26 protein-coding genes are annotated in these 25518 nt (G+C 73.2%); 9 read left to right on the top strand and 17 right to left on the bottom strand.

Features of this window, described 5'->3' with window-relative positions:
* Position 1: 1 nt before the first annotated feature.
* The 9 genes from ACQPY4_RS24975 to ACQPY4_RS24935 form a co-directional block, all read right to left on the bottom strand.
* On the bottom strand, positions 2 to 265 hold the full coding sequence (locus ACQPY4_RS24975) for an acyl carrier protein (protein ID WP_433324589.1): 264 nt from the start codon (positions 263 to 265) through the stop codon (positions 2 to 4).
* On the bottom strand, positions 262 to 1533 hold the full coding sequence (locus ACQPY4_RS24970; RefSeq protein WP_433324587.1) for a ketosynthase chain-length factor: 1272 nt from the start codon (positions 1531 to 1533) through the stop codon (positions 262 to 264). The genes ACQPY4_RS24975 and ACQPY4_RS24970 overlap by 4 nt, the downstream gene beginning before the upstream one ends.
* Entirely contained in the window at positions 1530 to 2798 is a 1269-nt protein-coding gene (locus ACQPY4_RS24965) for a beta-ketoacyl-[acyl-carrier-protein] synthase family protein (protein WP_433324585.1), read from the bottom strand. Before ACQPY4_RS24965 ends, ACQPY4_RS24970 begins: the two co-directional genes overlap by 4 nt.
* A complete protein-coding gene (locus ACQPY4_RS24960) occupies positions 2795 to 3235 on the bottom strand; it encodes a cupin domain-containing protein (RefSeq protein WP_433324583.1) in 441 nt (146 codons plus the stop codon). Before ACQPY4_RS24960 ends, ACQPY4_RS24965 begins: the two co-directional genes overlap by 4 nt.
* 199 nt (positions 3236 to 3434) lie before the next feature.
* Positions 3435 to 5183, bottom strand: a complete 1749-nt coding sequence (locus ACQPY4_RS24955) for a BTAD domain-containing putative transcriptional regulator (RefSeq protein WP_433324581.1) — start codon at positions 5181 to 5183, stop codon at positions 3435 to 3437.
* Positions 5184 to 5387: 204 nt separating this feature from the next.
* Complete coding sequence (locus ACQPY4_RS24950; RefSeq protein WP_433324579.1) at positions 5388 to 6017, bottom strand: response regulator; 630 nt, start codon at positions 6015 to 6017, stop codon at positions 5388 to 5390.
* An 8-nt stretch (positions 6018 to 6025) separates the two neighbouring features.
* Positions 6026 to 8278, bottom strand: coding sequence for a sensor histidine kinase (locus tag ACQPY4_RS24945; RefSeq protein ID WP_433324577.1), 2253 nt, complete (start codon positions 8276 to 8278; stop codon positions 6026 to 6028).
* A gap of 158 nt (positions 8279 to 8436) precedes the next feature.
* Positions 8437 to 8874 carry a lamin tail domain-containing protein gene (locus ACQPY4_RS24940; protein ID WP_433324575.1) on the bottom strand — a complete coding sequence of 146 codons (438 nt, stop codon included), beginning with the start codon at positions 8872 to 8874 and terminating at the stop codon, positions 8437 to 8439.
* A gap of 62 nt (positions 8875 to 8936) precedes the next feature.
* Entirely contained in the window at positions 8937 to 9566 is a 630-nt protein-coding gene (locus ACQPY4_RS24935; RefSeq protein ID WP_433324573.1) for a TetR/AcrR family transcriptional regulator, read from the bottom strand.
* 86 nt (positions 9567 to 9652) lie between these two features.
* Here ACQPY4_RS24935 and ACQPY4_RS24930 point away from each other — a divergent pair, with 86 nt between their 5' ends.
* From ACQPY4_RS24930 to ACQPY4_RS24920, 3 genes are all read left to right on the top strand, one after another.
* Positions 9653 to 9997: a rhodanese-like domain-containing protein gene (locus ACQPY4_RS24930; protein ID WP_433324571.1), complete on the top strand. Its 345-nt coding sequence runs from the start codon at positions 9653 to 9655 to the stop codon at positions 9995 to 9997.
* Between the two features lie 197 nt (positions 9998 to 10194).
* Positions 10195 to 11130: an ATP-binding protein gene (locus tag ACQPY4_RS24925; protein ID WP_433324569.1), complete on the top strand. Its 936-nt coding sequence runs from the start codon at positions 10195 to 10197 to the stop codon at positions 11128 to 11130.
* Positions 11131 to 11217: 87 nt separating this feature from the next.
* A complete protein-coding gene (locus ACQPY4_RS24920; RefSeq protein ID WP_433324567.1) occupies positions 11218 to 12063 on the top strand; it encodes an isocitrate lyase/PEP mutase family protein in 846 nt (281 codons plus the stop codon).
* Here ACQPY4_RS24920 and ACQPY4_RS24915 read toward each other — a convergent pair.
* Both ACQPY4_RS24915 and ACQPY4_RS24910 read right to left on the bottom strand, forming a co-directional pair.
* On the bottom strand, positions 12017 to 13174 hold the full coding sequence (locus tag ACQPY4_RS24915; RefSeq protein WP_433324565.1) for a helix-turn-helix domain-containing protein: 1158 nt from the start codon (positions 13172 to 13174) through the stop codon (positions 12017 to 12019). The genes ACQPY4_RS24920 and ACQPY4_RS24915 overlap by 47 nt on opposite strands.
* Positions 13175 to 13233: 59 nt before the next feature.
* Positions 13234 to 13818, bottom strand: a complete 585-nt coding sequence (locus ACQPY4_RS24910) for a hemerythrin domain-containing protein (RefSeq protein ID WP_433324563.1) — start codon at positions 13816 to 13818, stop codon at positions 13234 to 13236.
* 171 nt (positions 13819 to 13989) lie between these two features.
* Here ACQPY4_RS24910 and ACQPY4_RS24905 point away from each other — a divergent pair, with 171 nt between their 5' ends.
* The 4 genes from ACQPY4_RS24905 to ACQPY4_RS24890 all read left to right on the top strand — a co-directional run bounded on the left by ACQPY4_RS24905 (position 13990) and on the right by ACQPY4_RS24890 (position 18480).
* Positions 13990 to 15171 (top strand): zinc-dependent alcohol dehydrogenase, encoded by a 1182-nt coding sequence (locus ACQPY4_RS24905; RefSeq protein ID WP_433324561.1) that lies wholly within the window; start codon positions 13990 to 13992, stop codon positions 15169 to 15171.
* Between the two features lie 30 nt (positions 15172 to 15201).
* Positions 15202 to 15594 carry a DUF5709 domain-containing protein gene (locus tag ACQPY4_RS24900; protein ID WP_433324559.1) on the top strand — a complete coding sequence of 131 codons (393 nt, stop codon included), beginning with the start codon at positions 15202 to 15204 and terminating at the stop codon, positions 15592 to 15594.
* Positions 15591 to 16640, top strand: coding sequence for an NAD-dependent epimerase/dehydratase family protein (locus tag ACQPY4_RS24895; protein ID WP_433324557.1), 1050 nt, complete (start codon positions 15591 to 15593; stop codon positions 16638 to 16640). Before ACQPY4_RS24900 ends, ACQPY4_RS24895 begins: the two co-directional genes overlap by 4 nt.
* Before the next feature lie 109 nt (positions 16641 to 16749).
* On the top strand, positions 16750 to 18480 hold the full coding sequence (locus ACQPY4_RS24890) for an ABC transporter ATP-binding protein (protein WP_433324555.1): 1731 nt from the start codon (positions 16750 to 16752) through the stop codon (positions 18478 to 18480).
* A 9-nt stretch (positions 18481 to 18489) separates the two neighbouring features.
* Here ACQPY4_RS24890 and ACQPY4_RS24885 read toward each other — a convergent pair whose 3' ends face one another.
* The 4 genes from ACQPY4_RS24885 to ACQPY4_RS24870 form a co-directional block, all read right to left on the bottom strand.
* On the bottom strand, positions 18490 to 19479 hold the full coding sequence (locus tag ACQPY4_RS24885) for a quinone oxidoreductase family protein (protein ID WP_433324553.1): 990 nt from the start codon (positions 19477 to 19479) through the stop codon (positions 18490 to 18492).
* A 77-nt stretch (positions 19480 to 19556) separates the two neighbouring features.
* Positions 19557 to 19988, bottom strand: coding sequence for an Rrf2 family transcriptional regulator (locus ACQPY4_RS24880; RefSeq protein ID WP_433324551.1), 432 nt, complete (start codon positions 19986 to 19988; stop codon positions 19557 to 19559).
* Between the two features lie 235 nt (positions 19989 to 20223).
* Positions 20224 to 21450: a GNAT family N-acetyltransferase gene (locus ACQPY4_RS24875; protein WP_433324549.1), complete on the bottom strand. Its 1227-nt coding sequence runs from the start codon at positions 21448 to 21450 to the stop codon at positions 20224 to 20226.
* 211 nt (positions 21451 to 21661) lie between these two features.
* The gene (locus tag ACQPY4_RS24870; protein ID WP_433324547.1) at positions 21662 to 22153 is read right to left on the bottom strand and encodes a GNAT family N-acetyltransferase; all 492 of its coding nucleotides are present in this window, start codon (positions 22151 to 22153) and stop codon (positions 21662 to 21664) included.
* 189 nt (positions 22154 to 22342) lie between these two features.
* Between ACQPY4_RS24870 and ACQPY4_RS24865 the strand changes: the two genes are divergently transcribed.
* Both ACQPY4_RS24865 and ACQPY4_RS24860 read left to right on the top strand, forming a co-directional pair.
* Positions 22343 to 23263 (top strand): DUF3500 domain-containing protein, encoded by a 921-nt coding sequence (locus ACQPY4_RS24865; RefSeq protein ID WP_433324545.1) that lies wholly within the window; start codon positions 22343 to 22345, stop codon positions 23261 to 23263.
* 107 nt (positions 23264 to 23370) lie between these two features.
* Complete coding sequence (locus ACQPY4_RS24860) at positions 23371 to 24237, top strand: NAD(P)-dependent oxidoreductase (protein ID WP_433324543.1); 867 nt, start codon at positions 23371 to 23373, stop codon at positions 24235 to 24237.
* A 3-nt stretch (positions 24238 to 24240) separates the two neighbouring features.
* Here ACQPY4_RS24860 and ACQPY4_RS24855 read toward each other — a convergent pair whose 3' ends face one another.
* Together ACQPY4_RS24855 and ACQPY4_RS24850 are read right to left on the bottom strand one after the other, a co-directional pair.
* Positions 24241 to 24897, bottom strand: a complete 657-nt coding sequence (locus tag ACQPY4_RS24855; protein ID WP_433324541.1) for an SRPBCC family protein — start codon at positions 24895 to 24897, stop codon at positions 24241 to 24243.
* Positions 24894 to 25490, bottom strand: coding sequence for an ArsR/SmtB family transcription factor (locus tag ACQPY4_RS24850; RefSeq protein ID WP_433324539.1), 597 nt, complete (start codon positions 25488 to 25490; stop codon positions 24894 to 24896). The genes ACQPY4_RS24855 and ACQPY4_RS24850 overlap by 4 nt, the downstream gene beginning before the upstream one ends.
* Positions 25491 to 25518 lie beyond the last annotated feature (28 nt).

Here is a 25518-nt window from a genome sequence, read left to right as displayed (position 1 = left end):
GTCACGCTCCCTTGGCCAGGACCCCGTTGAGGTACCTGAGAAGTTCGGCCGGTGTGTGCAGCTCGGCGAGCTCGGAGTCGTCGAGCGTGAGGTCGTGCCGGTCGGCCAGCCGCGCGTGCGTCTCCAGCAGCGCGATGGAGTCGTAGCCGAGGTCGGCGAAGGTGCGGTCGTCGATGGCGCCGTCGAGGTCGACGCTCTCCTCCTCGCCCGCGCACTCGCGCAGGGTCGCCACCAGATCGGTCAGGGTGATCTCGGTCGTGTTCACGCTCGGGTCTCCTCGTCCTCGGGGTCGGTCGGGTTCGGGCACGGCCCGGCCAGCACCAGCGCGCTGTTGAAGCCCCCGTCGCCGCGGGCGAGGATCAGCGCGTTGCGCAGCCGGGCGGGACGGGGCCGCCCGGTCACCAGGTCGAGCTGGTACAGCGGGTCGGGGCCGATGTCGGCGGTCGGCGGGATGAGGCCGTCGCGCATCGCCAGCAGGCAGGTGGCGACGTCCACGGCGGCGCCGCCCGCCGACAGCCGTCCGGTCATGGCCTTGGGCGCGGTCACCGGCACGCCGCCCGGGCCGAACAGCGCGGCGATCGCGGCGGCCTCGGCCGCGTCCAGGTCGGGCGAGCCCGCCGCGTCGGCGAACACCACGTCGATGTCGCCGGGCGCCAGGCCCGCGTCGGCGAGGGCCAGCTCGGCGGCCCGCCGCAGCGTGGGCGGGCGTCCGGACCCGGGTGCGGGGTCGAGCGTCGCGGCGTACCCGGCGACGCGCCCGTAGTGGGGCGCCGAGCCGCGCTCGCGCGCCCGGCTCTCGCGCTCCATCACCAGGATGGCGCCGCCCTCGCCGATCACATGGCCGGACGCGTCCGCCGCGAACGGCCGGTAGGCGGTCTCCGGGTCGCCGCCGCGCGACACCCGAGGCCCCGCGAGCTGCGCGGTGACGCCCCAGGAGTTCAGCGCCGACTCGAACCCGCCGGTCAGCACGCCCGCCGCGCCCTTGCGCAGCACCCGCCGCGCCTGGCCGATCGCGTCCAGGCCGCCCGCCTCGCCGCTGACCAGGACGCCGCTCGGCCCGCGCAGCCCGTTGCGGATGGAGATCTGGCCGGTGTTGACGGCGTAGAACCAGGCGAACGACTGGTAGGCGCTGACCTTGTGCGGCCCGGTCGACCACAGCTTGCGCAGCTCGTTCTCGCCGAAGGCGAAGCCGCCCGCCGAGTTGGCCGTGACCACGCCGTAGCCCAGCGACTCCTCGGGAGCGGGCGCGAGCGCCGAATCGGCGATCGCCCAGTCCGCCGCCGCCAGCGCGAGCCGGGTGAGGTGGTCGGTCTGCGGCAGGAGCCGTCCGGGCAGGTGGTCGCGGGGCACGAAGCCCGGGACCTCCCCGGCCAGCCGGACGGGGTATCCGCTCGCGTCGAACCGGGTGATGGGCCCGATCGCGGTGCGTCCGGCCAGGGTCGACGCCCAGTGGTCGACGGCGCCCAGGCCGCTGGGCGAGGCCACGCCCAGCCCGGTGATGACCGCGTGGTCGTCATGGGCCGTCACGGTCACCGCGACCACCTGCCGGGCGCCCCGAGCACCATCGCGCTCTGGAAGCCGCCGAAGCCGCTGCCGACCGACACGACGGTGTCGACCCGCCGCTCGCGCGCGACCAGCGGCACGTAGTCCAGGTCGCACTCCGGGTCGGGGTGGCGCAGGTTCGCGGTCGGCGGCACCAGGTCGTGGTCGACGGTCAGCGCGCTGGCCGCCACCTCGATGGCGCCGATCGCGCCCAGCGAGTGGCCCACGACCGACTTGATCGAGCTCATCGGCACCCGGTAGGCGTGGGCGCCGAGGCTCCGCTTGACGGCGGCGGTCTCGTGCCGGTCGTTCTGCTTGGTGCCCGAGCCGTGCGCGTTGACGTAGTCGATCCCGTCGGCCGGGACGCGGGCCTCGGCCAGCGCCGCGTCGATCGCGGCCGCCATCTCGGCGCCGTCCGCGCGCAGCCCCGTCATGTGGTGGGCGTTGCAGCGCGAGGCGAACCCGAGGATCTCGGCGTGGACGTGCGCGCCCCGGGCACGGGCGGCCTCCAGGTCCTCCAGCACCAGCATCGCGGCGCCCTCCCCGAGCACGAAGCCCGCGCGGGTGGCGTCGAACGGGCGGCACGCGTGCTCGGGGTCGTCGTTGTCGGGCGAGGTGGCCTTGATGGCGTCGAAGCACGCCACCGTGATCGGCGAGATCGGGGCGTCCGAGGCGCCCGCCAGCATGAGGTCGGCGCCGCCCTCCCGGATGACCTCGACCCCGTGCGCGACGGCGTCCAGCCCGGACGTGCAGCCGGTCGACACCACGCAGGCCGGGCCCTCCGCCCCGGCGTCCCAGGCGACCTCGCGGGCCAGCGACGCGGGCACCAGGTAGTCGGGCAGGTGCGGCGAGGCGTAGGCGGGGTCCACCACCGGCAAGGCGCCGCTGTCGCTGACCACGCTGTACTCGCGCTCCAGCGAGGTGGTGCAGCCCACCGCGCTGCCCACGACCACGCCGGTGCGCGCCGGGTCCAGGTCCGCGCGGGTCAGACCGGACGCGGCCAGGGCCTCCCGGGCGGTGACGACGGCGAACTGGGCGGCGCGGTCCATGCGCCGCGTCTCCCGCGGCGTCAGCCCGTGCTCCTCGGGGACGAAGTCGACCTCGGCGACGACCCGCGAGCGGAACCGGCCGGGGTCGAAGGAGGAGATCGTGCGGAAGGTGGGCTTGCCGCCGGTGATGGTGTCCCAGAAGCCCTTGGTCCCCGGGGCGCCCGGCGCCATCACCCCGATGCCGGTGATCGCGACGCGGCGGTTCACGGCGCCTCCCCGACGCTGGGGGGAGCGAGCTCCGCGTGCGCCACGTCCTCGGTCTCCACGTGGCCCATGTCGGGACGCGGCGCGAGGGGACCGAGGAAGAGCACCGCCGTCGCGCGCTCCTGCCCCCGGTTCTCGTAGCGGTGCCGGGCGCCCCGCCGGATCAGCGCCGCCTCGCGCGGGCCGAGCTTGGTCTCGACGCCGTTGACCACCACCACCAGCTCGCCCGCGGTGACGACCACGTGCTCGTCGCTGTAGGGGTGGTAGTGCTCGGTGGCGTGTTCGCCGGGCTCCAGATCGAACAGGGCCATGAAGCCCGCGGTCGTGGTGACCGAGCTCGGGGACAGGAGCACCCGGATGGCGCCCCCGTGCCGGCGGTTCGGCTCCACGTCGTCCGCGGCCACGATGGCGACGTCCAGAGGGATTGTCGAACGGTTCACAGCGTTCTCCCGATGCCGTCTCGTGCCGGAGGATCTCCGGCGCCGACGACGCTAGGGAGTCGCGCCGAAGCCCGGCCGACGCGGCGCCGACCCCTCACCGGCGCCCCACCGGCGTCCCGCCGACACCTGGCCGACAGCGGTTGCGGCCTGCGGGAACGGGGGTGCCGGTGAGGCTCCGGCGGTCAAGGGGAGCCCGGGATCAGGCGTGCTCCAGGCGCTGGGACGCGTGGATGGCCACGAGACCGGGCAGCCGGAAGCGCGGCTCGCCCGCCAGGCCGGAGCCGAGCGGCTCCACCAGGTTGGCCTCCACGAGCCGGTCGAGCGCCTGCGCGCCGTCGCCCCGGTCGCCGGCCAGCTCCAGCGCGGTGCCCTCGACGAACTCGGCGTCGCACAGCGTGCCGAGCCGGTGCAGCAGGCGGCGTGCCGCCGGGTCGAGCGCGGCGTAGCTGCCGTCCAGCACCGCGCGCATCTGGAGGTCCTGGGTGGCCAGCTCGTCCAGCCGGCGCTCCTTGTCGCGCAGCAGCACCGCCAGCCGCGCCAGGGTCTGCCACGGCCGCAGCGCCAGCCGGACCCCGACGATCCGCAGGGCCAGCGGCAGCAGCCCGCACATGCGGGCGATCTCGTCGGCGACCGCGTGCTCCTGCCGGACCCGCTCGGCGCCCACCAGGCGCTCCAGGAACTCGCGCGCCTCGCCCGGCGACAGCGGTCCCGGCCGGACGCGCTCCACGCCCGGCAGCCCGACCAGGCGCTGGCGGCTGGTGAGCAGGACGCCGCAGCCGCGCGTCCCCGGCAGCATGACCCTGGCCTGGGCGACGTCGGCCACGTCGTCGATGACCAGCAGGACGCGCCGGTCGGCCAGCCGCTCGCGCAGCATCGTCGCCCTGCCCTCCAGGTCGTCGGGGTAGGGGCCGGGCTCGCCGAGCCCGTTGAGCAGATCGCCAAGCGAGTCGCGCGGATCGCGGGGCCGCGACACCGACCCGCCCAGCTGGACGTACAGCTGCCCGTCGGGGAAGGCGGGGCGCAGCAGGTGCGCCGCCTTGACCGCCAGCGCCGTCTTGCCGACGCCCGGCGTCCCCACCACCGCGAGGATCGGGACCGTGGACGGCGACGCCCCCGCCGCGAGATGCCCGGTGATGTGCTCCAGGAGTCGCGCGCGCCCCACGAAGTCGCCGATCTCGGGCGGCAGCTGGCACGGCGCCTCGCGCGGCGCCGCCGGCTGCGTCCTGGCCGCCGGCGCGGGGGCCTGCGGCGCCCCCTCCAGGATCGCCTGGTGCAGGTTCCGCAGCTCCTCGCCGGGGTCGAGCCCGATCTCCTCGCGGAGGACGGCGGCGCACACGCGGTAGCACTCCAGCGCCTCCTGCTGGCGTCCCTGCCGGTACAGCGCGGTCATGAGCAGCGCCCAGAGGCGTTCGCGGAACGGCTCCGCATGGGCGAGCGCGCGCAGCTCCCCGATGACCGTCTGGGCGCCGGTGAGTTCCAGTTCGAGCTCGAAGCGCCGCTCGGCCAGCTGGAGCCGCCGCTCGGCCAGCTGGGGGACGTCGTGCCGCTGGATGAACTCCGAGGGCACGTTGCTGAACGGCCGCCCGTGCCACAGGGACAGCGCCTCCCTGAGCAGCGCCAGCTCGTGGCGGGGCTCGGTCTCGCGCTTGGCGGCCCCGGCCAGGTCCTCGAAGCGGGCCAGGTCGAGGTCGGCGCCGGCCATCTCGATCGCGTAGCCCTGCGGCTCGGTCCGGATCAGGGACCGGGCGGGGTGGGCGGCCAGCAGGGTGCGGCGCAACCGGCCGAGGTGCACCTGTGCCGTTCCCCTGGCGTCGCTGGGCGGCTTTTCCCACAGCCGCTCGATCAGCTCGTCCACGGTGACGAATCGTTCGGCGTTCAACAACAGGGTCGACAGGACGATGCGCTGCTTGGTGGACCTAATGGGAACCCGCTGGTTTCCGACGCTCACTTCCAGGGCACCCAAGGTGTGAAATTGCAAAGACGGCCGCATGGCGGAGCCGCTCCTTCCGATTCCCCCGAGGGAAGGCTCGAACAGTTAGTGACGACGCGATTTCGCACTGATCATCGCGGCGTCCTGAACGCCAGCCTAGAAAGGGCTGAAAGGAACCTGTGACGGTCGTTCGACCTACATGCGGGCGGTCGAAGTGCGCATTTACAGGTCGTCGAGGCGGACCAGCCCGTCCTGGACGGCCCGGGCCACCAGGGCGGCCTTGGTGGGGGCCGGACGGCCGACGTTGGCGTACTTGATGCGCACGCGGTCGATGTAGGTGCTGACGGTCCGGGTCGACAGGTGGAGCTTGCGGGCGACCATCTCCTTGGACTCGCTCTGGAACCAGCTGACCAGCACGCTGATCTCGCGTGGCGACAGCCGCGGCCGGTGCGAGCGGGTGTCGGTGCTGATCGCCCCCGCGAGCGCGGGCGGAGTGTAGGGGCGGTCCTCCGCGGCCGCCCTGATGGCCTTGATGAGGTGCGCCTCGCTCTCGGCCTTGGTGAGGTAGCTGAACGCGCCGATGTCCAGGCACGCCAGGGCGGCCTCCTGGTCGTCGCGCATGGTGAAGACGATGACCTGGCGGCCGTCGTCGACCAGCCGGCCGAGTTCGCCGTAGGCGGGGGTGGAGCTGTCGAGCTGGAGGTCGAAGACGACCACGTCGGCCGTCCTGCCCGCGCCGTCCCAGGCGTGCTCGACGCTCGCGCCCGCCGCCACCACCTCGATCGGCGGCTCGGCCCCGGCGCACCATCCGCGCACCCCCGCGACGATCGCGGGGTGGTCATCGATGATCACCGCGCTGATCATGCCGGTGTCCGGACCGATGTCTCCACCCACGTGCGCCGCCCCTCGATGGTCGTGCTGATCGTGATCGCCTCGTGCCCGGCCCGCTCGGGAGCGCGCTCGCCGGGCGGAAGCTCGGCGATCACGCTGACCGTCACCGCGGCCTTCCCCGCCACCAGCGTCACCCGCGCCGTGCCGACGGCCGAGGCCAGGACGGTCATCACGGGCTCGACCAGGGCGCGGCGGACCTCGACCGTCTCGACCGGGGCCCGCCCGCCCCGCCGGACGAACGTCACGTCGACGCCGCGCCGTGCGGCCAGGTCGACGCACGCCCCCAGCTCGTGCAGGAGAGGGTCGGGCACGTCCTCATTCTCGGCGAGGAGGCGGCGCATGCGGGCCGCTTCCAGCATGCAGGCCCGCCGGACCTTCGGGTCCGCCGGGTCGAACAGGCCCGAGGCCAGGGAGCGCAGCAGCGGGACGGCGGTTCTGGCCAGCTCGGCGTACCGAGCCTGCCGGTCGTGGTGGAGCTGCTCGGCCACCGCGGTCTCGGTCCGCGCGCGCTCGTCGAGGGCGGAGTTCTCCGCCGCCACGTCGGCCAGCCGCCGCAGCGCCCGGGCGGAGGTGACGAAGGCGAGCTGGCACGCCCACATGATGACGCCGGCGTTCACCAGCAGCCCGATCGAGGCGGCCCCGGCCTGTCCCGCCACCGCCAGGACGCCCAGCGACCAGGCGAAGTCGGCCACCAGGACGGCGACGACCAGGCCCAGGCGCAGTTCCATCAGGACCAGCACCCCGAACCAGGTCGCCTGGCCGAACTCCCAGTGCGCCGACGACCCGAGGTGTTCGGGCCGGACGTCGGCGGTGCCCAGGGCGGTGGCCGCGAACACGACCGCGAGGAGCGGCCATCGCCAGCCCCGCAGCGGACGCCCGCGCAGCACCCAGATCCCGCTCAGCGCCGTCACCGCCGCGACGACCGAGTACAGGACGATCTGGAGGCCGGGCGACCGGTAGAGCCCGGTGTCGCCGCGGTGCATCAGCGGGCCCCAGGCCAGCAGGGTCGTCATCGTCACCAGCAGCATCGCGATGCGCAGGGCGCGCAGCAGGTTGAACGCCGTCAGCCCGCTGGACCGGGCCCCGTGCTCGCGGCGGGCGCCCGGCGACCACTCCACCCGGACGCGGGTGCCCTGGCCGCGCTGGGAGGTCACCGTCGCCCGTCCGCCCGTCCGCGCCATCCGCTCGACGATGGAGCGTGCCACCCCGCGCCGCTGCGGGCCCAGGGCGTCCGGGTCGAAGCCCCGGCCCCGGTCGACGACCTCGACCGAGACGGCATCGCCGTGGCTCCGGGCGAGGATCGCGGCCGAGTCCACCCCGGCGTGCCGCGCGACGTTGACCAGGGCCTCCTGGACGCTGCGGCAGATCGCCAGCGCGGGCGCCGACGGGATCCGCAACGCCCCCTCGGCCCACAGGGACACGGTCAGCGGCCCGCGCCTGGCCAGCACGCCCAGCATCTCGCGGAGGTCGGCGTCCCCGGCGGTGACGCCCGCCTGCCCGCTGAGCACGTCGAGGTCGCGGTGGGCCTGCCGCGCCAGCCAGGGCGCCCGGCTCCCGGCGGCGCCCGTGCCCACCATCAGCAGCGTGGCCGCCGCCGTGTCGTGCAGGTCGGCCAGGTAGTCGCGCTCGTCGGCGCGCCGCGCCGCGGCGAGCACCCGCTCGCGCTCGTGCCGCTCGGAGTCGGCGATCGCCATGTCGGCGCGCCGGCCACCGCGTGTGATGCACACGAACAGCATCCGAGACAGCAGGGCCTCGACCAGCATCCACGGCACCCGGGGCCAGAACGCCTCGATGGTCGTCGCGCCGGAGACGTCCAGCCCGATGGTGTACGACGTGACGATCGCCAGCGTGCTCCAGGCGCCGACGCTCGGGCGCGTGTGCCACTGGTAGGTGACGATCGTGACGGACGCGAGAGTGCGCACCCAGCCGGTTCCGGCGTTCTGGAGATCGGGCGGGACCAGCCAGCCCTGTAACAGGCAGACACCGCAGATCACCAGCAGATCCGCGCCGACCCGTCCGGTCTCGCGCTCTTCGGACGCCTCGAAGAAGTAGACGCCGCTCCACACGAAGCACACGGCGATGATGCCCGCCGTGATGGCGATGTTCTGCGAAGTGCCCCCGGAAAGTGCCAGGACGCCGCAGACGAACGCGACGATCAGCCGGGTTTCCGCGGCATAGGACCGGAGGAGCGTGCGCAGTTCACGCCCGGCCGGACCCTCCACGCCTTCCCCCGTTTTCTTTGGATTTCCCCGAAATGAGACGCGAGCGCGGCGTGAAAGGTTGGCGGGAAGGAATGAACTCTCGATGAACGAAATTGCGAAATCGCCTCACGTTGTCGTGAGCCCGGGCCCGGATTCCCGCGTCCGGGCCCGGGCGGCGATCAGCAGTACTTCCAGTCGCCCTTGGCGGTCCACGAGCAGATGTCGGCGTTGCGCTTGTTCGGGTACTGGAGGTAGGCGGTGTCGCCGGTGTTGTTCCAGACGTACCAGCGGCGGTTCCAGTAGCGGTTGGCCGTGGTGTTGCGGCCCTTCCCGGTGCGGACCTTCACCGTGGCCTTGCCGCGCAGGACGTAGCTCCCGAAGACGTAGGTGTAGCCCGTCCTGTCGCGCAGCCGGTAGCCCCTGAGCTGGCGGGCCGTGCGGCCGGTGTTGCGCAGCTGCACCCACTCGCCGTTGAGGCTGGTGTTCGACCCGGTGTCCCTGCCGGGGGAGTCGAAGTAGACGCGGTAGATCTGCACCGCCGAGGCGGCCTCGGCGGGCGCCGCCATGAGCCCGAGCGCCGCGACCGCGGCCGTGCCCGTGGCAAGAATCCTCTTCACCCGTTTACCTCCCAGATTGTGTGAACGGTTCTGTTTATCGGCGGTGGGAGGTGTGCCGCCGGTCATGGCCGGGGGTGGACGGCCGGGTCAACCCAGGGACGAATCCGGGCGTCAATCAATGATTCGACGATAGCCCGCACGCCCGCGCGGGTCCGCTCCGGGCCGAGTTCCTCGACCATCGCCGTGAGGTGCTCGGCACCCAGGGGTGCGAGCAGCGCGTGCGCCAGGGCCTCGGGATCGCGCGCCGGTCCCAGGAGCAGGCAGACGTGCCGGTGCCAGAAGCGGTAGGCGCCGATGCGGTACCGGGCGCCCGGGGACGCGGTCTCCGACATCCGGACGAGCGCCAGGTGCGCGAGCGCGTAGTCGAGATACGCCTCGGCGAAGGCGCGCAGACGATCCGCCGGATCGGCGTTCTCGCCCGGTCCGAGCGGGGGCGGGCCGGACAGGATCGCGTCCTGCAACTCGCGTTCGCGCTCGTCCAGCAGCGCCACGGCCAGGCCCGCCTTGTCGCCGAAGCGGCGGAACAGGGTCCCCTTGCCCACGCCCGCGCGGGCGGCCACCGCGTCCATCGAGACCGACTCGACGCCGTGCTCGGCGAAGAGCCCGGCCGCGGCCTCCAGCACCTTCGCCCGGTTGCGGGCCGCGTCCGCCCGCTCCTTGGGCGGCGGCGTCCGCATCAGTTCGAGGTCCACGCGCTCCCCTTGTCAACCGGACCACAGTCCGCTACTGTCGCCCACATCGTTAACCGGACTGTAGTCCATTTCTTTCTGGAGGAGCAATGCCAGCGACCATCGGCCGCGTCGACCTGCGGACCGCAATCGAGGCGGGCACGGTCACCGTGGTGGACGCCCTCGGCGGCACCTACTACGAGCAGCGGCACCTTCCCGGCGCCGTCAGCCTCGTCGAGGACCAGGTGGCCGAGAGGGCCGCCACCGTCCTGCCGGACAAGAACGCCACGATCGTCACCTACTGCTCCAACACCGCCTGCGGCAACAGCAAGGCGGTCGCCCTCCGCCTGGAGAAGCTCGGCTACACCGACGTGCGGACCTACCCCGAGGGCATCGAGGACTGGACCAACGCCGGCCTCCCCGTCGAGTCCGTCACCGACCCGGCCCGCGCCTGATCCGATCCGGCGGTACGACCCCCGCGCACCGCCGCGACCCCCGGCGGTGCGCGGCGGGGGACGACCGGGGCCCTCGGCGGCGGGCGGTGGGAGTTACCGACATTGCATGGCGCTATCGCCTAATGACAACTCCTCTTACGGCTCATGACACTCCACGCTATGGCCATCGATTGTTCATTCCGGGAAAGAGGGTCGATGTGAAGATCGCCTTCGTCGGCAAGGGCGGGAGCGGCAAGACCACGCTCTCGTCGCTGTTCATCCGGCACCTGGCGGCCGAGGGCCTGCCGGTCGTGGCCATCGACGCCGACATCAACCAGCATCTCGGGACCGCACTCGGCATGAGCGAGGCCGAGGCCGCCGCCGTGCCCGCCCTCGGCGCGCACCTGCCGGAGATCAAGGACTACCTGCGGGGGGACAACCCGCGCATCGGATCCGCCGACGAGATGGTGAAGACCACCCCGCCGGGACGCGGGTCCCGGTTGCTGCGGATGGGCGGCCCCGACCCGATCCACGCGATGTCGCGGCAGGTGGAGGGGGTGACCTTCATGGCCACGGGACCGTTCGACGCGGACGATCTCGGGGTCTCGTGCTACCACGGCAAGACCGGGGCGATGGAGCTGTACCTCAACCACCTCGTGGACGGCCCCGGCGAGTACGTCGTGGCCGACATGACGGCGGGCGCCGACACCTTCGCCTCCGGGCTCTTCACCCGCTTCGACCTGATGTTCCTGGTCGTGGAGCCCACCAGGAAGGGCGTGGCCGTCTACCGGCAGTACACCGGCCACGCGGCCGACTTCGGCGTCGCGATCGCGGTCGTCGGCAACAAGGTCCAGCCGCCGGACGACGTCGACTTCCTCTACGAGCACGTCGGCGACGACCTGCTGACCTATGTCGGGCACCAGCCCGCGGTGCGCGCGATGGAACAGGGCCGCCCCTTCGGCCTCGACGCCCTCGACGGGGAGGCGCGGGAGGCCCTGCGCGTGATCCAGAAGGAGGTGGACGGCCGTCCCAAGGACTGGGAGCGGTTCACCCGCCAGGCCAGGGAGTTCCACGTGCGCAACGCCCGCAAGTGGGCCGGGTCCAACGGAGTCGACCTCACCGCCCAGATCGACCCGGAGTTCATGATCGCCTGAACCCGCTCCCGTCCGGATATGACGGGACCGGCGCCGGCCCGGCGCGAGATCCTCTCATCCGTGAACACGGATGAGAGGACTCACCGCATGACCACCGCCCAGAAGGCCGAGCTGCTGCACTCCCTGCACGAGCGGCGCCCGCTCGTGCTGCCCAACGCGTGGGACCCGGCGTCGGCGGTGCTGATCGAGGCCGCGGGCGCCGCGGCGATCGCCACCACCAGCGGCGGGACGTCCTGGGCCGCCGGGGCCCCGGACGCGGGCGGCCTGGGCCGCGACGCCGCGCTCGACGCGGTCCGCCGCGTCGCCGCCGCCGTCTCGGTCCCGGTGACCGCCGACATCGAGGCGGGTTACGGGATCACGCCGGACGAGGTCGCGACGACGATCACCGAGGTCATCGCGGCGGGCGCGGCGGGCGTCAACATCGAGGACGGGACCGGCGACCGGGCGGCGCCGCTGTTCGAGATCGGAGCCCAGGCCGAGCGCCTGGCCGCCGCGCGCGAGGCCGCCGAGGCGGCGGGCGTCCGCCTGTGCCTCAACGCCAGGACCGACGTCTTCCTCGCCGGGACCGGCTCGGCGGACGAGCGGCTCGCCGCCGTGCTGGAGCGCGCCGAGCGGTACGCCGCCGCGGGGGCGGACGTCCTGTTCGTCCCGGGGGTCGGAGACCGCGCGGCGATCAGCGCGCTCGTGGCCGGTCCTCTGCCGGTCAACGTGATGGTGCACCCGGGCGCGCCGTCGGTGCCCGAGCTGGCCGAGCTCGGCGTCGCGCGCGTCAGCGTCGGCACGGCGATCGCGCAGGCCGCCTACGGGCTGGCCGCCGCGGCCGCGCGCGAGCTGCTCGGCCCCGGCACCTACGGCGCCCTGGAGAACGGGGTGGACTACGGGGAGCTCAACGGCCTTCTGCGCCGAGCGGCGGAAGCGTCCCCGGCGGGCTGAGCCGGCGGGCGATCTGGAGCGCCGCCTCCCGGGTGAGGCCGGGGATCGGGGCCAGGGACGCCAGCAGCTCGGCCGGAGCCTCGGCGCCGTCGAGGACGACGTCACCGGCGCAGACGGCGCGGGCCAGGCTCCGGACGGTCTCGGGCGCGTCGTCCGCCTTGGCCAGGACGTCGGCGGCGGGGAACAGGTGGGTGAGGCCGTGCCCGAGGCCGGGGACCGGCGTCCCGTGGGAGCGGGTCAGGCGGCCGAGCCCGTCGCGCGACAGGACCGCCCCGGCGGCGATCTCCAGAGGGTTCCACGCCCCGGGGACTCGCGGGCCCGCCGCCGGGTCGGCGTCGACGGCGACGAGCCGGGACGCGCGCTCGACGATGTGGATGACGCCTTCCCAGTAGGGGAGATGGGCGTGCAGGAGCAGGTGGTCGGGGCCGCCGGGGCCGATCTCCAGCATCCCCGGTTCCCCGTCGAGCGCGATGATCCGCCGGTAGGTGCGGTCCTCGGCCGACTCCACCCCCGGAATCGCCCGGGCGGCCAGGAACCCAAGGACGGCCGCCCAGTCGTAGGAGTCGGTGAACGGCAGCCGGAGCGGCAGACCGCCGTCGGCGGTGAGCCGGTCGTCCCTGCGCCGCCGCGCCCGCAGCTCGCGGGGGGCGGCCTTGAACACTTCCTTCATCTCCCGGTTGAACTGCCGCAGGCTGCCGTACCCGGAGGCGAAGGCCACATCGGCGATCGCGAGATCGGAGTCGTCCAGCAGCCTGCGGGCGAAATGCGCGCGGCGCGAGCGGGCGAACCGGTCGGGCGTGACCCCGAGGTGCTCGTTGAACATCCGCCGCAGATGACGGGCCGACACCCCGAGCCGGGCACCGAGCGCGGCCTCGCCCGCCTCGTCCAGCAGTCCCCCGATGATCAGCTGGACGGCCCGGCACACCAGCTCGGGAGCGTCGGCGACCCCGCCCGCCACCCGGTAGGGGCGGCAGCGCAGGCACGCGCGGTAGCCCGCCGCCTCGGCGGCGGCGGCGAGCTCGAACGTCCTGACGTTGCCCGGCAGCGGCCGGGCACCGCAGCCGGGCCTGCAGTAGATGCCCGTCGTCCGGACCGCGGAGTACCTCGTCACGGGTCAAGCCTCGCCGCCCCGGCGACCCCGCGTCTAGCCGGATCCGGACATCCTGCCCTCTAGGGGTGCAGGGCCGCGCGCAGCTCGGTCTTGAGCTCGTCCTTGGTGCTGGACGCCGTGGCCCGCAGCCCCTTGAGGTTCGCCTGGGCGATCAGCTCCTCCTTGGTCATGACGTCCAGGTCACGACCCGAGGTGGTCGACAGCCGCTTCTTCTCGGCCGCCTCGGCGGCGCGGAACGCCTTCTCCGCGCGGGCCGACTCGGCGGCGTCCATCTTCCGGTCGAGGGCGGGCAGGACCTCGCTCTCTTCCTCCTCCACATGGTGGGAGACCGCGTCGACGAACTTCTTCAGCGCCGCCTTGAACCCGGGACCGCCCGGGCTGATCCCCTGAAGCTTGCGCAGCAGCTCCTCCGCCTCGCGATGCTCCTCGACGCCGTGGAAGACCTCCTCCTTGTCGTCCGGGCCGCCCCGCTCGAGCATCTTGGGGTAGACCTCGGCCTCCTCGGCCTTGCCGTGGGCCAGGAACAGCGCCGACATCTCGGCCAGCAGCGCGGCGTCCGGCCGGTCCGCCAGCCGGTCGAACATCCGCTCCAGCTCCCGGTGGTCGTCCTTGATCGCCGCGACCACGCCATTTCCAGCGCTCATGTCTTCCTCCACTTGCCGCTTGTCACACACGGGAACGGGCCTCTCACAGCCCGTTCGGCACGTGCTCTCTGTCCCCGGCCGCCCCGAGATCAAACCGGCGCCCGGACGGGCCCGCGATGTTTCGGGCCCGGGTGCCGGGAAGGGCGGGTCGTGGGGGACAAGGAGGTTGTGATGAAGGCGCTCACCTGGCACGGGAAGCGCGACGTCCGCGTGGACACCGTGCCCGATCCGGTGATCAAGGAGCCGAACGACGCGGTGGTCAGGGTCACCTCGACCGGTGTCTGCGGCTCGGATCTGCACCTCTACGAGGTGCTCGGGCCGTTCATGACCGAGGGCGACATCCTCGGCCACGAGGCCATGGGGATCGTCGAGGAGACCGGACCCGAGGTCACCCACGTCCGGCCGGGCGACCGGGTGGTGATCCCGTTCAACATCTCGTGCGGCCACTGCCACATGTGCGAGCTGCGTCTGTACGCGCAGTGCGAGACCACGCAGGTCCGCGAGCACGACTCGGGTGCCGCCCTGTTCGGCTACACCAAGCTGTACGGGCAGGTGCCCGGCGGCCAGGCCGAGTACCTGCGGGTCCCGCAGGCGCAGTTCGGCCCGATCAAGGTGCCCGACGGGCCGCCCGACGAGCGGTTCGTCTACCTCTCCGACGTCCTGCCCACCGCCTGGCAGGCCGTCGCGTTCGCGGACGTCCCCGAGGGCGGCAGCGTGACCGTCCTGGGGCTCGGGCCGATCGGGCAGATGAGCGCCCGCATCGCCCGCCATCTCGGCTACCGGGCCGTGGGCGTCGACCTCGTCCCCGAACGGCTGGAGATGGCGCGGCGGCACGGGATCGAGGTGGTCGACGCCGACTCCACCGACGACGTGGCCGGGGCGATCCGCCAGCTCACCGGGGGCCGCGGCACCGACGCGGTCATCGAGGCGGTCGGGATGGAGGCGCACGGGTCCCTGGCCGGACGCGTCGCGCACGCGCTCACCGGCCTGGTCCCCGACCGCGCGGCGGCGCCGCTCATGTCGCGCGTCGGCGTCGACCGGCTGGCGGCGTTGCTCCAGGCCGTCGAGATCGTCCGCCGGGGAGGCACGATCTCGGTCGTGGGCGTGTACGGCGGCATGACCGACCCGCTGCCGATGCTGCGGATGTTCGACAAGGGCGTCACGCTCCGCATGGGCCAGGCCCACGTGAAGCGGTGGATCGACGACCTGATGCCGCTGGTTTCGGGGGAGTCCGACCCGCTCGGCGTCGAGGACCTGGCCACCCACCGCCTCCCGCTGGAGCGGGCCCCGCACGGCTACGAGATCTTCCAGAAGAAGCGCGACGGCGCGGTGAAAGTGCTGCTCGCGCCCTGACGACCGAGCCTGACGACCAAGGAGGAACCGATGGCGAGGAATCTTCCCGAGCCCGACCCCCGCTCCGAGCTCGAGGACCAGGGCGTTCCCGACCTCCAGGACGGGACGCCCGAGCAGCGCTGGGCGGAGGACCCGCAGAGCATGGCCGTGCCCGGCGACGAGCCCCTGGCCCTGGACGACCACGGCACCACGGCGTCCGAGCAGCGCGAGGGCGAGCCGCTGCGCGACCGCCTCGACCGCGAGGAGCCCGACCCGGCCATGGAGACCGGCGCGCTCGACGAGCGCCGCGAGGCCGGGCGGATCGTCGAGGACGACGAGGGCGCCCGCACCGACACCGAGAAGGACGCCGTCGCCTACGACGCGGGCCCGGACGCCGGCGGCTACACGGCCGAGGAGCGGGCCATGAGAATCGAGGACGAATGAGAGTCGTCGTCACGGGCGCCACCGGGAACGTCGGCACGAGCACCCTGGCCGCGCTCTCCCGGGACCCGGCGGTCACCTCGATCGTCGGCCTGGCGCGCCGCGTCCCTGAGCGGAAGGCCGCCAAGACCGAATGGGCCGAGGCCGACGTCGCCGAGACCGATCTCGTCCCGCTGCTGCGCGGGGCGGACGCCGTGGTCCATCTGGCGTGGCTGTTCCAGCCCACCCACGACCCGATCGTGACCTGGCGCGCCAACGCGCTCGGCTCGGCGCGGGTCTTCCGCGCGGCCGCCGAGGCCCGGGTCCCGGCGCTGGTGCACGCCTCGTCCGTCGGTGCGTACTCGCCCGGGCCCAAGGACCGGCCGGTGGACGAGTCGTGGCCGACGCACGGCCGTCCGACCGCCGCCTACAGCCGGGAGAAGGCCTACGCCGAGCGCCTGCTGGACACCTTCGAGGCCGAGCATCCGACCTGCCGCGTGGTGCGGCTGCGGCCCGGGTTCATCTTCAAGCGCGAGGCGTCGGTGGAGCAGCGCCGCCTGTTCGCCGGCCCCTTCGTCCCCGGCCGCCTGGCCAGGCCGGGCCTGATCCCGGCCGTGCCCGACATCCCGGGCCTGCGGTTCCAGGCCCTGCACTCGGCCGACGCGGGCGAGGCGTTCCGCCTGGCGGTCGTGCGGGAGGTGCGGGGCGCCTTCAACCTCGCGGCCGAGCCCGTCGTGGACGCCGCCGAACTGGCGCGCCTCCTGGGCGCGCGCGTGGTCAAGGTCCCGGCGACCCCCGTCCGCGCCGCCCTGGCCGCCGCCTGGACCGCCCGCCTGGTCCCCGCCTCACCCCACCTCTTCGACCTGGTCCTGCGCCTGCCGATCATGGACACCACGCGGGCCCGTACCGAGCTGGCCTGGTCTCCGGCCCACACCGCGAAGGAGGCGCTGGAAGAACTCCTCGAGGGCCTGCGCGAGGCGAAGGGCGGCCGGACACCGCCGCTGGCCCCCGGCACCGGCGGCCCCCTGAGAATCCGCGAACTCCTGACCGGGGTGGGCCGCAGACCCTGACTCGGGACGGGCTCCGACCCCTGGGGGAGCGGCGTCCTTCGTGGGGAGTAGGCGGGGTCGGGACCAGCGGCGGAAGCGGGGCGATCATCGCCTCCCTAGCGTGAGGGGCGTGGATGAGACACCCGCGTGGAGGGTCCTGCTCGGGCATGTCCGCCCCTATCGGGGAACGGTCGTGCTCGGCGGGCTGCTGGGGCTGATCGGGGGCATCGCCGGACTGCTGGAACCGCTGGCGGCCAAGGCCGTCATCGACGCCCTCGGGCGTGACGAGTCGCTGTGGGGACCGGTCGGGATCCTGACCGTGGTGGTCCTGGGCGGCGCGGTGATCGCCACGTGCGGCGCTTACGTCCTGGAACGCACGGCCGAGACGGTCGTGCGCTCCGCGCGGGAACGTCTCATCACCCGGCTGCTGCGGCTGCGGGTGGGCGAGGTCGACCGGCTCAAACCCGGCGACCTGATGTCGCGGGTCACCTCCGACACCACGCTGCTGCGCGCCGTGGCCGCCCAGGGGATGGTCGACGGCGTCAACGGCGCCGTGCTGATCGTGGCCTCGATCGTCCTGATGGGCTTCATGGACCTGGTGCTGCTGGGCTCGACGGTCGCCGTCCTGCTCGTGGTGGCGGTCTCGATGCTGCTGGTCATGCCGAAGATCGCGCGGGCGAACGAGCGGGCGCAGGCGGCGATCGGCGAGATGGGCAACGTCCTGGAACGGGCGCTGGGGGCGTTCAGGACGGTGAAGTCCAGCGGCGCCGAGGAGCGCGAGACGGCCGCCGCGGGGCGGGCCGCGCACGACGCCTGGCGGCACGGCGTCGAGCGCGCCCGCTGGGAGGCCGTGTCGGGCGTGTCGTCCTGGCTGTCGGTGCAGGTCGCCTTCCTGGTCGTGCTGGGCGTCGGCGGGGCCCGGGTCGCCGACGGCGCGATGCCGGTGTCGACGCTCATGGCGTTCCTGCTCTACCTGTTCTACCTGACCTATCCGATCTCCCAGGTGGCCACGGCCGCCACCGCGTGGCAGGCGGGGCTGGCCTCGGCGCGGCGGATGTCGGAGTTGGAGCGCCTCCCGGTCGAGTCCGAGACGGGCCTGGTCGAGCTCCGCGACGCCGCGGCGGCGGAGGTCTCCTTCACCGGCGTCACCTTCGGCTACGGGGACGGCCTGCCCGACGTCCTGCGCGAGGTCTCCTTCTCCGTGCCGCGCCACGGCATGACCGCGATCGTCGGCCCGTCCGGCGCGGGCAAGAGCACGGTCTTCGCCCTGCTGGAGCGCTTCTACGAGCCGACGTCCGGGGTCGTGGCCATCGACGGGACCGACGTGTCGCGCTGGCCGCTGGCCGAGCTGCGCGCCGCGATCGGCTATGTCGAACAGGACGCCCCGATCCTGTCCGGGACGCTCCGCGACAACCTGCGCTACGCCGCCCCGGAGGCCGACGACGACGCGATCCGCGAGGTCCTGGCCCGCACCCGGCTGACCGGCCTGCTCGACCACCTCCCCGACGGCCTGGACACCCGCGTCGGCCATCGCGGCACCACGCTGTCGGGCGGCCAGCGCCAGCGCGTCGCGATCGCCCGCGCCCTGTTGCGGCGTCCCCGCCTGCTCCTGCTGGACGAGGCCACCTCGCAGCTCGACGCCGCCAACGAGCTGGTGCTGCGCGAGGCCGTCGAGGAGATCGCCCGCACCACCACCGTGCTGGTGATCGCCCACCGGCTGTCCACCGTCACCGGCGCCGACCGCATCCTGGTCCTGGACGCGGGCGAGATCCGCGCGACCGGCACGCACCGCGAGCTGGTCGAGGCGGACGCCCTGTACCGCGACCTGGCCGACACCCAGTTCCTGTCGGCCGCCGACTGAGCCGGGGCGTCAGAACGTGAGCAGGACCCGGCCGTAGGGACGGTCCTCGATCAGATGCCGCTGCGCCTCGGCCGCCTCCTCCAGCGGAAAGGCGCGCGCCACCGTCGGGCCGATCATCCGCAGCTCCAGCAGTTCGAGCAGGGTCCGTCGCGCCGCGTCGATGGTTTCGGCCCCGAACAGCGAGAACATGAAGCCGCGGACGTGCGCGGTCTTCCAGATCAGGTCCGTGACGTCGATGCGGGCCCCGGTCCCGCCGGAGTAGCCGATGCTGACCAGCGAGCCGCTCCCGGCGAGCGAGGCCAGCGCCTGGCCGGTGACCGGACCGCCGACGCCGTCCAGGACGACGTCCACGCCCCGGCCGCCGGTCAGCCGCGCGACACCGTCGCGCAGCGACTCCTTGGACAGGTCGATGACCTCGTGTCCCTCCGCGCGCCCGCGCTCGGCCTTGTCGGTCCGGGTCGCGGTCGAGAACGCGGCCGAAGCGCCGAGCGCCAGCGCGACCTCCACGCCGCCCTGCCCGACCGCCCCGCCGATGCCGGGGGCCAGCACGGTCTGGCCGGCCCGGAACGGGACCAGGCCCGTCAGGGCGAGATAGGCGGTCAGGTAGCCCGCTCCCGTCGTCAGCGCGGCGGCCGCGATGTCGTCGACCCCGTGGGGGATCGGCACCAGCTGATCGGGCTCGGCCTCGACCCGCTCGCGCCAGGTGCCGTCGCGCCCGACCCCGTACCCCCAGCCGCCGACCAGCACCCGCGTGCCCTCCGCCGGGCCGGTGTGCCCCGCCCGGATCACCCGGCCGACGCCGCTGGCCCCGGGGACCAGCGGCAGGGGCTTGGACATGGCCGGATCCAGCCTGCCCGCCCGCACCGTGTCGTCCAGCGGGCTGACCCCGGCGACCGTCATCTGGACGAGGGCCTGGCCTTCCTCCGGCTTCGGTTCCGCGAGCTCGACCGCCCGCAGGCGGTCGTACCCGCCGAAGCTCTCGTACTGGATCGCGCGCATCGCCGCTCTCCCTCGGTTGTATCCAACATCGTTACGACTGAGTTCAGAAAAGAGGCCCGCCGTCGGCGGGCCGGTTCTCAGTCCGTGGTCAGGGTGTCGTTGAGGACGTCCTCGACGGTCGTCACGGCGAGGCGGCGGCGCATGGCGTCCTCGACGTCGGCGTAGACGCGGCCGAGCGTGGGGCGGATGCCCCGGCCGATCGGGCAGCCCTGGTTCGGCTCCGCGGAGTGCAGGCCGAAGACGCCGTCCCGCTCGACCGCGGCATAGACGTCGAGCAGGGAGATCGCGGTCGCCGGACGGGTCAGGCTCCAGCCCGCCCCGTTCCCGCGCCGCGCCTCCACCAGCCCGCCCGCGCGAAGCTGCCCGAGCGCCCGGCGGATCACCACCGGGTTGGTGTTCACGCTGACCGCGATCTTGTCGGAGGTGACCACGGCCTGGCCCATCCGCGCCACCAGGGCCATCCACGACAGGATGTGGATCGCCACGGTGAACCGGCTGTTCGCGCTCATCGGACCCCCCTTGGTGTAACCATCATAGTTACAGCGAGAGGATTCGCGTCAAGCACGCGGTGGGGGGTTTGGTGCGGGTCGGGCGAATGGCAAAGCCCCCGACCCGCGAAAGCAGAAATACCCCGCCATTCCTCACATATCCCTGACGAACGGCGGCGATGCCGAAATCTCCGCGTTCCCCGTGGTCGGCCCCCAACGAACCGGGTTCCGGACAGCCCGTTATGGCGATCCGCGTTCAGAACTGGTCGGCGGTGAACGGGGCCAGCGGGACGGCGAGCGCGCCGTCCAGCCGGTCGGCGGCTCCGGGCGTGTGCTCGGTGACCAGGCCCACGCGCGCCAGCTGCCGGACCCGTGTGCCGCCAAGGTAGGCCGCGCCGAGCTCCCGGACGTCCAGCGACAGGTCGGGCTCGGCGTCCGTGCGCGCGCACGACGGCCCGCCGTCGGCTCGCGTCCGCAGCCGCCAGCGCCCGTGGTTGGCCGGAATCCGCTCGTCGCGCACGTCGAGCACCAGGTCGGTGCCGGCGGCCCAGCTCCGTCCCTCCAGCGCGGCGGGCACGTCGACCAGCCGCAGCCAGAGCGCGCCCCAGTCCTGCATGATCTTCACCTGGTCGGTGTCGGCGGCGATCAGGGGCAGCGGGCCGTCCACCGGGACGCTCCACGCCTTGACCTGGTCGACCAGGTCGATCGAGACCAGGTACTGCCAGAGCCTGGCCTCCACCGCGGGGGTGTCGGCCTCCAGCTCCTCCACTTCCACGATGGTCGGGGCGCCGCTGGAGCCGTCCGATCCCCGCACTCGGTAGATGGCGAAGCCACCCGGGTCGCCGTCGATGACGACGATCCGCGGCGTGGTCAGGTCGTCGTCCTCCTCGTGCACCTCGGGGACCACGACGTTCGCCCACCAGTCGGGGTCGCGCCGCAACTGCCCGGGTCGCCGCGCGCAGGCGCGGGCGTACAGCTCGGCCAGCACTTCGGCGGCGCGCTCGCGCGGGACCAGGCGCGGCGAGCGCGCGTCCGGCTCGATCCGCAGTTTCAGGGGACGGGTCGCGTCGATCTTCAGCGTCACGGCTCGGGTGGCCTGGCCGAAGCCGAACCGCCCGTAGATCACGGCCTCGGAGGCGAACAGGGCGGCCAGCGGCTGCCCGTGCTCGGCCGCCCGCGCGAACATGCGGTCGATCATCATGGTCAGCACGCCCCGGCGGCGGTGCGTGGGCAGCACGCCCACGAACGTGACCGCGGCGCACCCGAGGTCGCCGCCCGGCACCGACATCCGCTCGGGCAGGCCCGCCAGGAACCCCGCCAGCTCGTCGCCGTCGTAGACGCCGACCCGGTCGGCGCGGCGCGGCATCCACTTGAGCCGTTCGCGCTTGTCGTCTTCGGTGCGGGCGTGGAAGGCCATGTCGGCCAGGTCCATGACCCGGTCCAGGTCCGATTCGGGAACGTGCCTCACCTCAAGATCGCTCACAACCCCACGCTAAGCACACGCGACCAGGCTTGGACAGCGATTTTCCGCCGTCCGAACCCGCACGGGACAGCGTTTTCCCAGGTAGGGATCGGGCCATGGGGGAGGGGTAAAGATTTGGTCCGCACTCCTGCCTCCGCCGGACCGACGCCGACGTACCGATCGCGGTCGCCTGACGGGCGGCGGCGTCACGGCGCCGCCGCCCACCAGGTGATCAGGTCCCGTAACGGACCGTGGACTCGGTGCTGCCGTACATCCGGAACCCGGCCTTCTCCAGGACGCGGATCGAGGCCGGGTTGACCCGCTCCACCTCGGCGTAGACGCCGTCGATCCCGGCCGAGGCCAGGGCGAACTCGACCAGGGCGCGGGCGGCTTCGGCGGCGTATCCGCGCCCCCGGCGCGAGGCGACGACGCCGTAGCCGATCTCCACCAGGCCCTCGTCGGGAGATTCGAGCAGGCTGATCGATCCGACGAGGGCGCCGCCGTCCCGCTCGACGATCAGACGGTGCCCGTAGTCGTCGGACTCGTTGCCCAGCTCGGCGATGACCCCCGCGATCACGCGGTCGCCCTCGGCGGGGAAGTCGGCGGCCCAGCCGTCCTCGCGGTGACCCGCCACGACGGCCGAGAGCTCGGCGGCGGTCCACTTGCGCAGGACGAGACGTTCGGTGACCAGCGCGGAGCCGATCGGAGTGAAAGAAGAGAACACGCGAATCTCCAGGTTGAGGCCCGGGTCGCGAAGGATTCCTACGCGGCCCGGAAAGGGGCATGACGAGGGACGGCCTGGCGAGCCATATTCATCAACCCCCTCTACCTGGAGGTCTCCAGGGTACCGGTCGGCTGTGGCGGGCATGATCGCGGTATGACCTCACTCCCTGCTTCGGAAGAGTCACCCTTGGTGGCCGAGTCCATGCGGGACGCCGCCCGCGCCTTCCTCTCCGCACTCAAGCCCGACCAGCGCGGCCGCGCCCAGCTCCGCCTGAACGACCCGGCCAGGCTGCAATGGGACTACCGTCCCAAGGCCCGTCCCGGGACGTGCCTGCTCGGCCTCGACGAGCACGCCCGCAAGGCGGCCCACCGCCTGCTGGCCACGGCCCTGTCCAGGTCCGCGTTCGCGCAGGCCGTCACGATCATGGGCTGGGAGGAGGTCCTCGACCGGGACGAGGACGGCGCGCGCGGGCGCCACAGCGACGACTACTGGGTGGTCCTCGCGGGCGACCCCGACGACGAGGCGTGGACCTGGCGGTTCGAGGGCCACCATCTCTCGGTCACCGCGACGCTGGCCGACGACGAGGTCGTCATCGGCCCGCTGTTCTTCGGCGCCAACCCGTCCCGCGTCCACGCCCCCGACGGCGGCCAGGTCCTCGCCCCGCTCGCGCGCGAGGAGGACCTGGCCCGCGCCCTGATCACCGACCTGCCGCCGGACCTGCACCGCCAGGCCGTCCTCTCGGCGACCGCGCCGGACGACATCATCAGCCAGACCGACCGCCACCTGACCGAGCCCCTCTGCCCCCTCGGCATCCCCGGCCGGGCCCTGGACGACGGCCCGAAGGCGCGCCTGGCGAGCCTGCTGTCGGTCTACCTGGACCGCTTCACGCCCGATCAGCGCATCCAGGTCGATCCCAGCGAGGCCTGGTTCGCCTGGGCGGGCGGCACCCGGCCGGGCGAGGGCCACTACTACCGTCTCCAGACCGAGCACCTGCTCGTCGAGTACGACAACACCCAGCGCGAGGCCGACCACGCCCACACGGTCATCCGCCAGCCGGGCCAGGACTTCGGCGCCCACCTGCTCCCTGCCCACCGCGCCGACCACCCCTAGCCCGGTTCCCCGGCGGATACCGAGGGACAAAAAAGTGCCGTCTTCCGGCGGGCCGGAAGGCGTCCAAGGATGTTTCCGACTCACAGCGGAACATCGGAGGATCGATCATGAGCACCAAGCCGTCCATCGCGGTCATCGGGCTCGGCAACCTCGGCGCCGTCCTCGCCGGGACCCTCGCGGCCGAGGGGCACCCCACGACGGTGTGGAACCGGACGGCGGCCAAGGCCGACGGCCCGGTCGCCAAGGGAGCGACCCTCGCGGCCACACCGGCCGAAGCCGTCCGGGCGTCCGAGCTGGTGATCGTCTGCGTGCTGGACTATGACGCCGCGCGCGAGATCCTCATGCCGGTCGCGGACGACCTGCGCGGACGCGTGGTGCTCAACCTCGGAACCGGCACTCCCGATCCAGCCCGCGAGCTCGCCGCCTGGACGACGTCCCGGGGAGCCGATTACCTCGACGGCGCCGTCTACGCGGTGCCGCAGACCATCGCCACGCCCGAGGCGTTCATCCTCTACAGCGGAGCGGCCGCCGCGTACGAGAAGTACCGCCCCCACCTGGAGATCCTCGCGGTGGGCAGCTTTGTCGGCTCCGACCCCGGCCTGGCCTCCGTCTACGACCTGGCGCTGCTCAGCGGCATGTACGGGATGTTCGCCGGCTTCTTCCAGGCGGTCGCCCTCGGCTCGGCGGCCGGCGTCCCCGCGGTCGAGATCACCGGTCTGCTCGTCCGCTGGCTCACCGCGGTGACCCCCGCCCTCGGCGGCTTCGCCGAAGAGGTCGACGCGGCCGACTACCGCACCGAGACCTCCAACCTCGCCATCAACGCCGTCGGCCTGGCCAACATCCTCGGCGCCACCGAGGCCCAGGGCTTGAGCACCGACCTCCTGAAGCCTCTCCAGGCGCTCTTCGACGACCAGATCGCCCAAGGCCACGGCGCCGCCAGCCTCGCCAGGGCCGTCGAGTCCCTGAAGCCCTGAGGGTCAGGGGGTGACCTCGGTGTCGCGGGCGAGGGACTCCCACGTGCTCTGCCATTCCTTGCGCAGGTCGGCGAAGGCGGCGTCGTCCAGGCCGTAGGCCGAGACGGTGACGCTGACCGGGGCGGGCCCCGCGGCGCCGTCCAGGGGCTGCTGGGCGGCGGCCACGACCAGATGGCCCCGGGCATCGACGACCATGTGCTGGAAGCGGCTGTCGTGCCAGCGCTCGTGTCCGAGTGCCTGGACGCGGCTCCTGATCTCGGCCGGTTCGGCGGTTCCGGTGAGGTAGATCGTCCGGCGGGCGCCTTCTTGGCGCTCCAGGGCGAAGCGCAGCTGCTCGAAGAAGGTGCGCCAGCCCTCCTCCATGCCGTCGTAGAGGTCGTCCCAGCCGGTGCCTTCGAGATCGCCGGGGCTGATGACGCGGACGACGGTCCCGGACCCGGAAGGCGTCAGGACGATCTCCTCGTCGTTCTCCAGGGCCAGCCGGTGATCGGGGAGCCGACGGCAGTTCTCCACGAAGATGTAGCGGATCTCCGCGTCGAGCCCCTCGTAGTCCCAGCCGAACCAGTCGCGGATCAGGTCGGGCTCGGTGAGGGCCCGCCAGACCAGGTCCAGCGGGACGTTGAGGGTGACTTCGACCTGGTACGGCTTCTTTCCGGTCATGGCGCCGGCTCCTGGGGATTCTCGGCCCGTCCGCGGACGGGGTGGCCTCCGATGACGACGCGGTAGCGCCGTCCGGACGCGGGGGAATGGAATTCGGCCGCGAGGTCGGCGAGCCGGTCGGCCAGCCGCTGGGTGAAGCGCTCGATGTCGGCGGGCTCGGCGAACGCGATCTCGGTGTCGACGGTGAAGGTGACCAGCCGCTTGCCCGCCGCGTCGGCGCGCTCGCGCAGCTCGGCGACGTCGTTGAAGGTGCGGGCGGCGGCCGAGAGCAGCGCGTCCGCCGCGAACCGGTCCTGCCCGTCGCGCCGCGCGTCGCCGATGACCGTCGGCGCGATGACCACCGAACGGGCGCTGGCACGCAGGACGCGCTCGGTGCGGCCGCGGCGCTGCCGCAGCTCGACCAGCTCCACCAGCCCGCCCTTCTCCATCTCGCGCAGGTGGTAGTTGATCTTCTGCCGGGTCTCGCCCAGCCGGGCCGCGAGCGTCGTCGCCGAGCCGGGCTCGCTCAGCTCCTCCAGCAGGCGGCGCCGCAGCAGCGACAGCCGCCCCCGCAGGCGCTCCTCCTCGCGCAGCACATCCAGGTCGTCCCGCATGCCCGCATTCCAGCATTAGACAAATCAA

The organism is Spirillospora sp. CA-294931, from assembly GCF_050946795.1.
In the GTDB taxonomy this organism is placed as follows: domain Bacteria; phylum Actinomycetota; class Actinomycetes; order Streptosporangiales; family Streptosporangiaceae; genus Spirillospora.
This window is presented reverse-complemented; position numbering and strand designations above follow the sequence as displayed.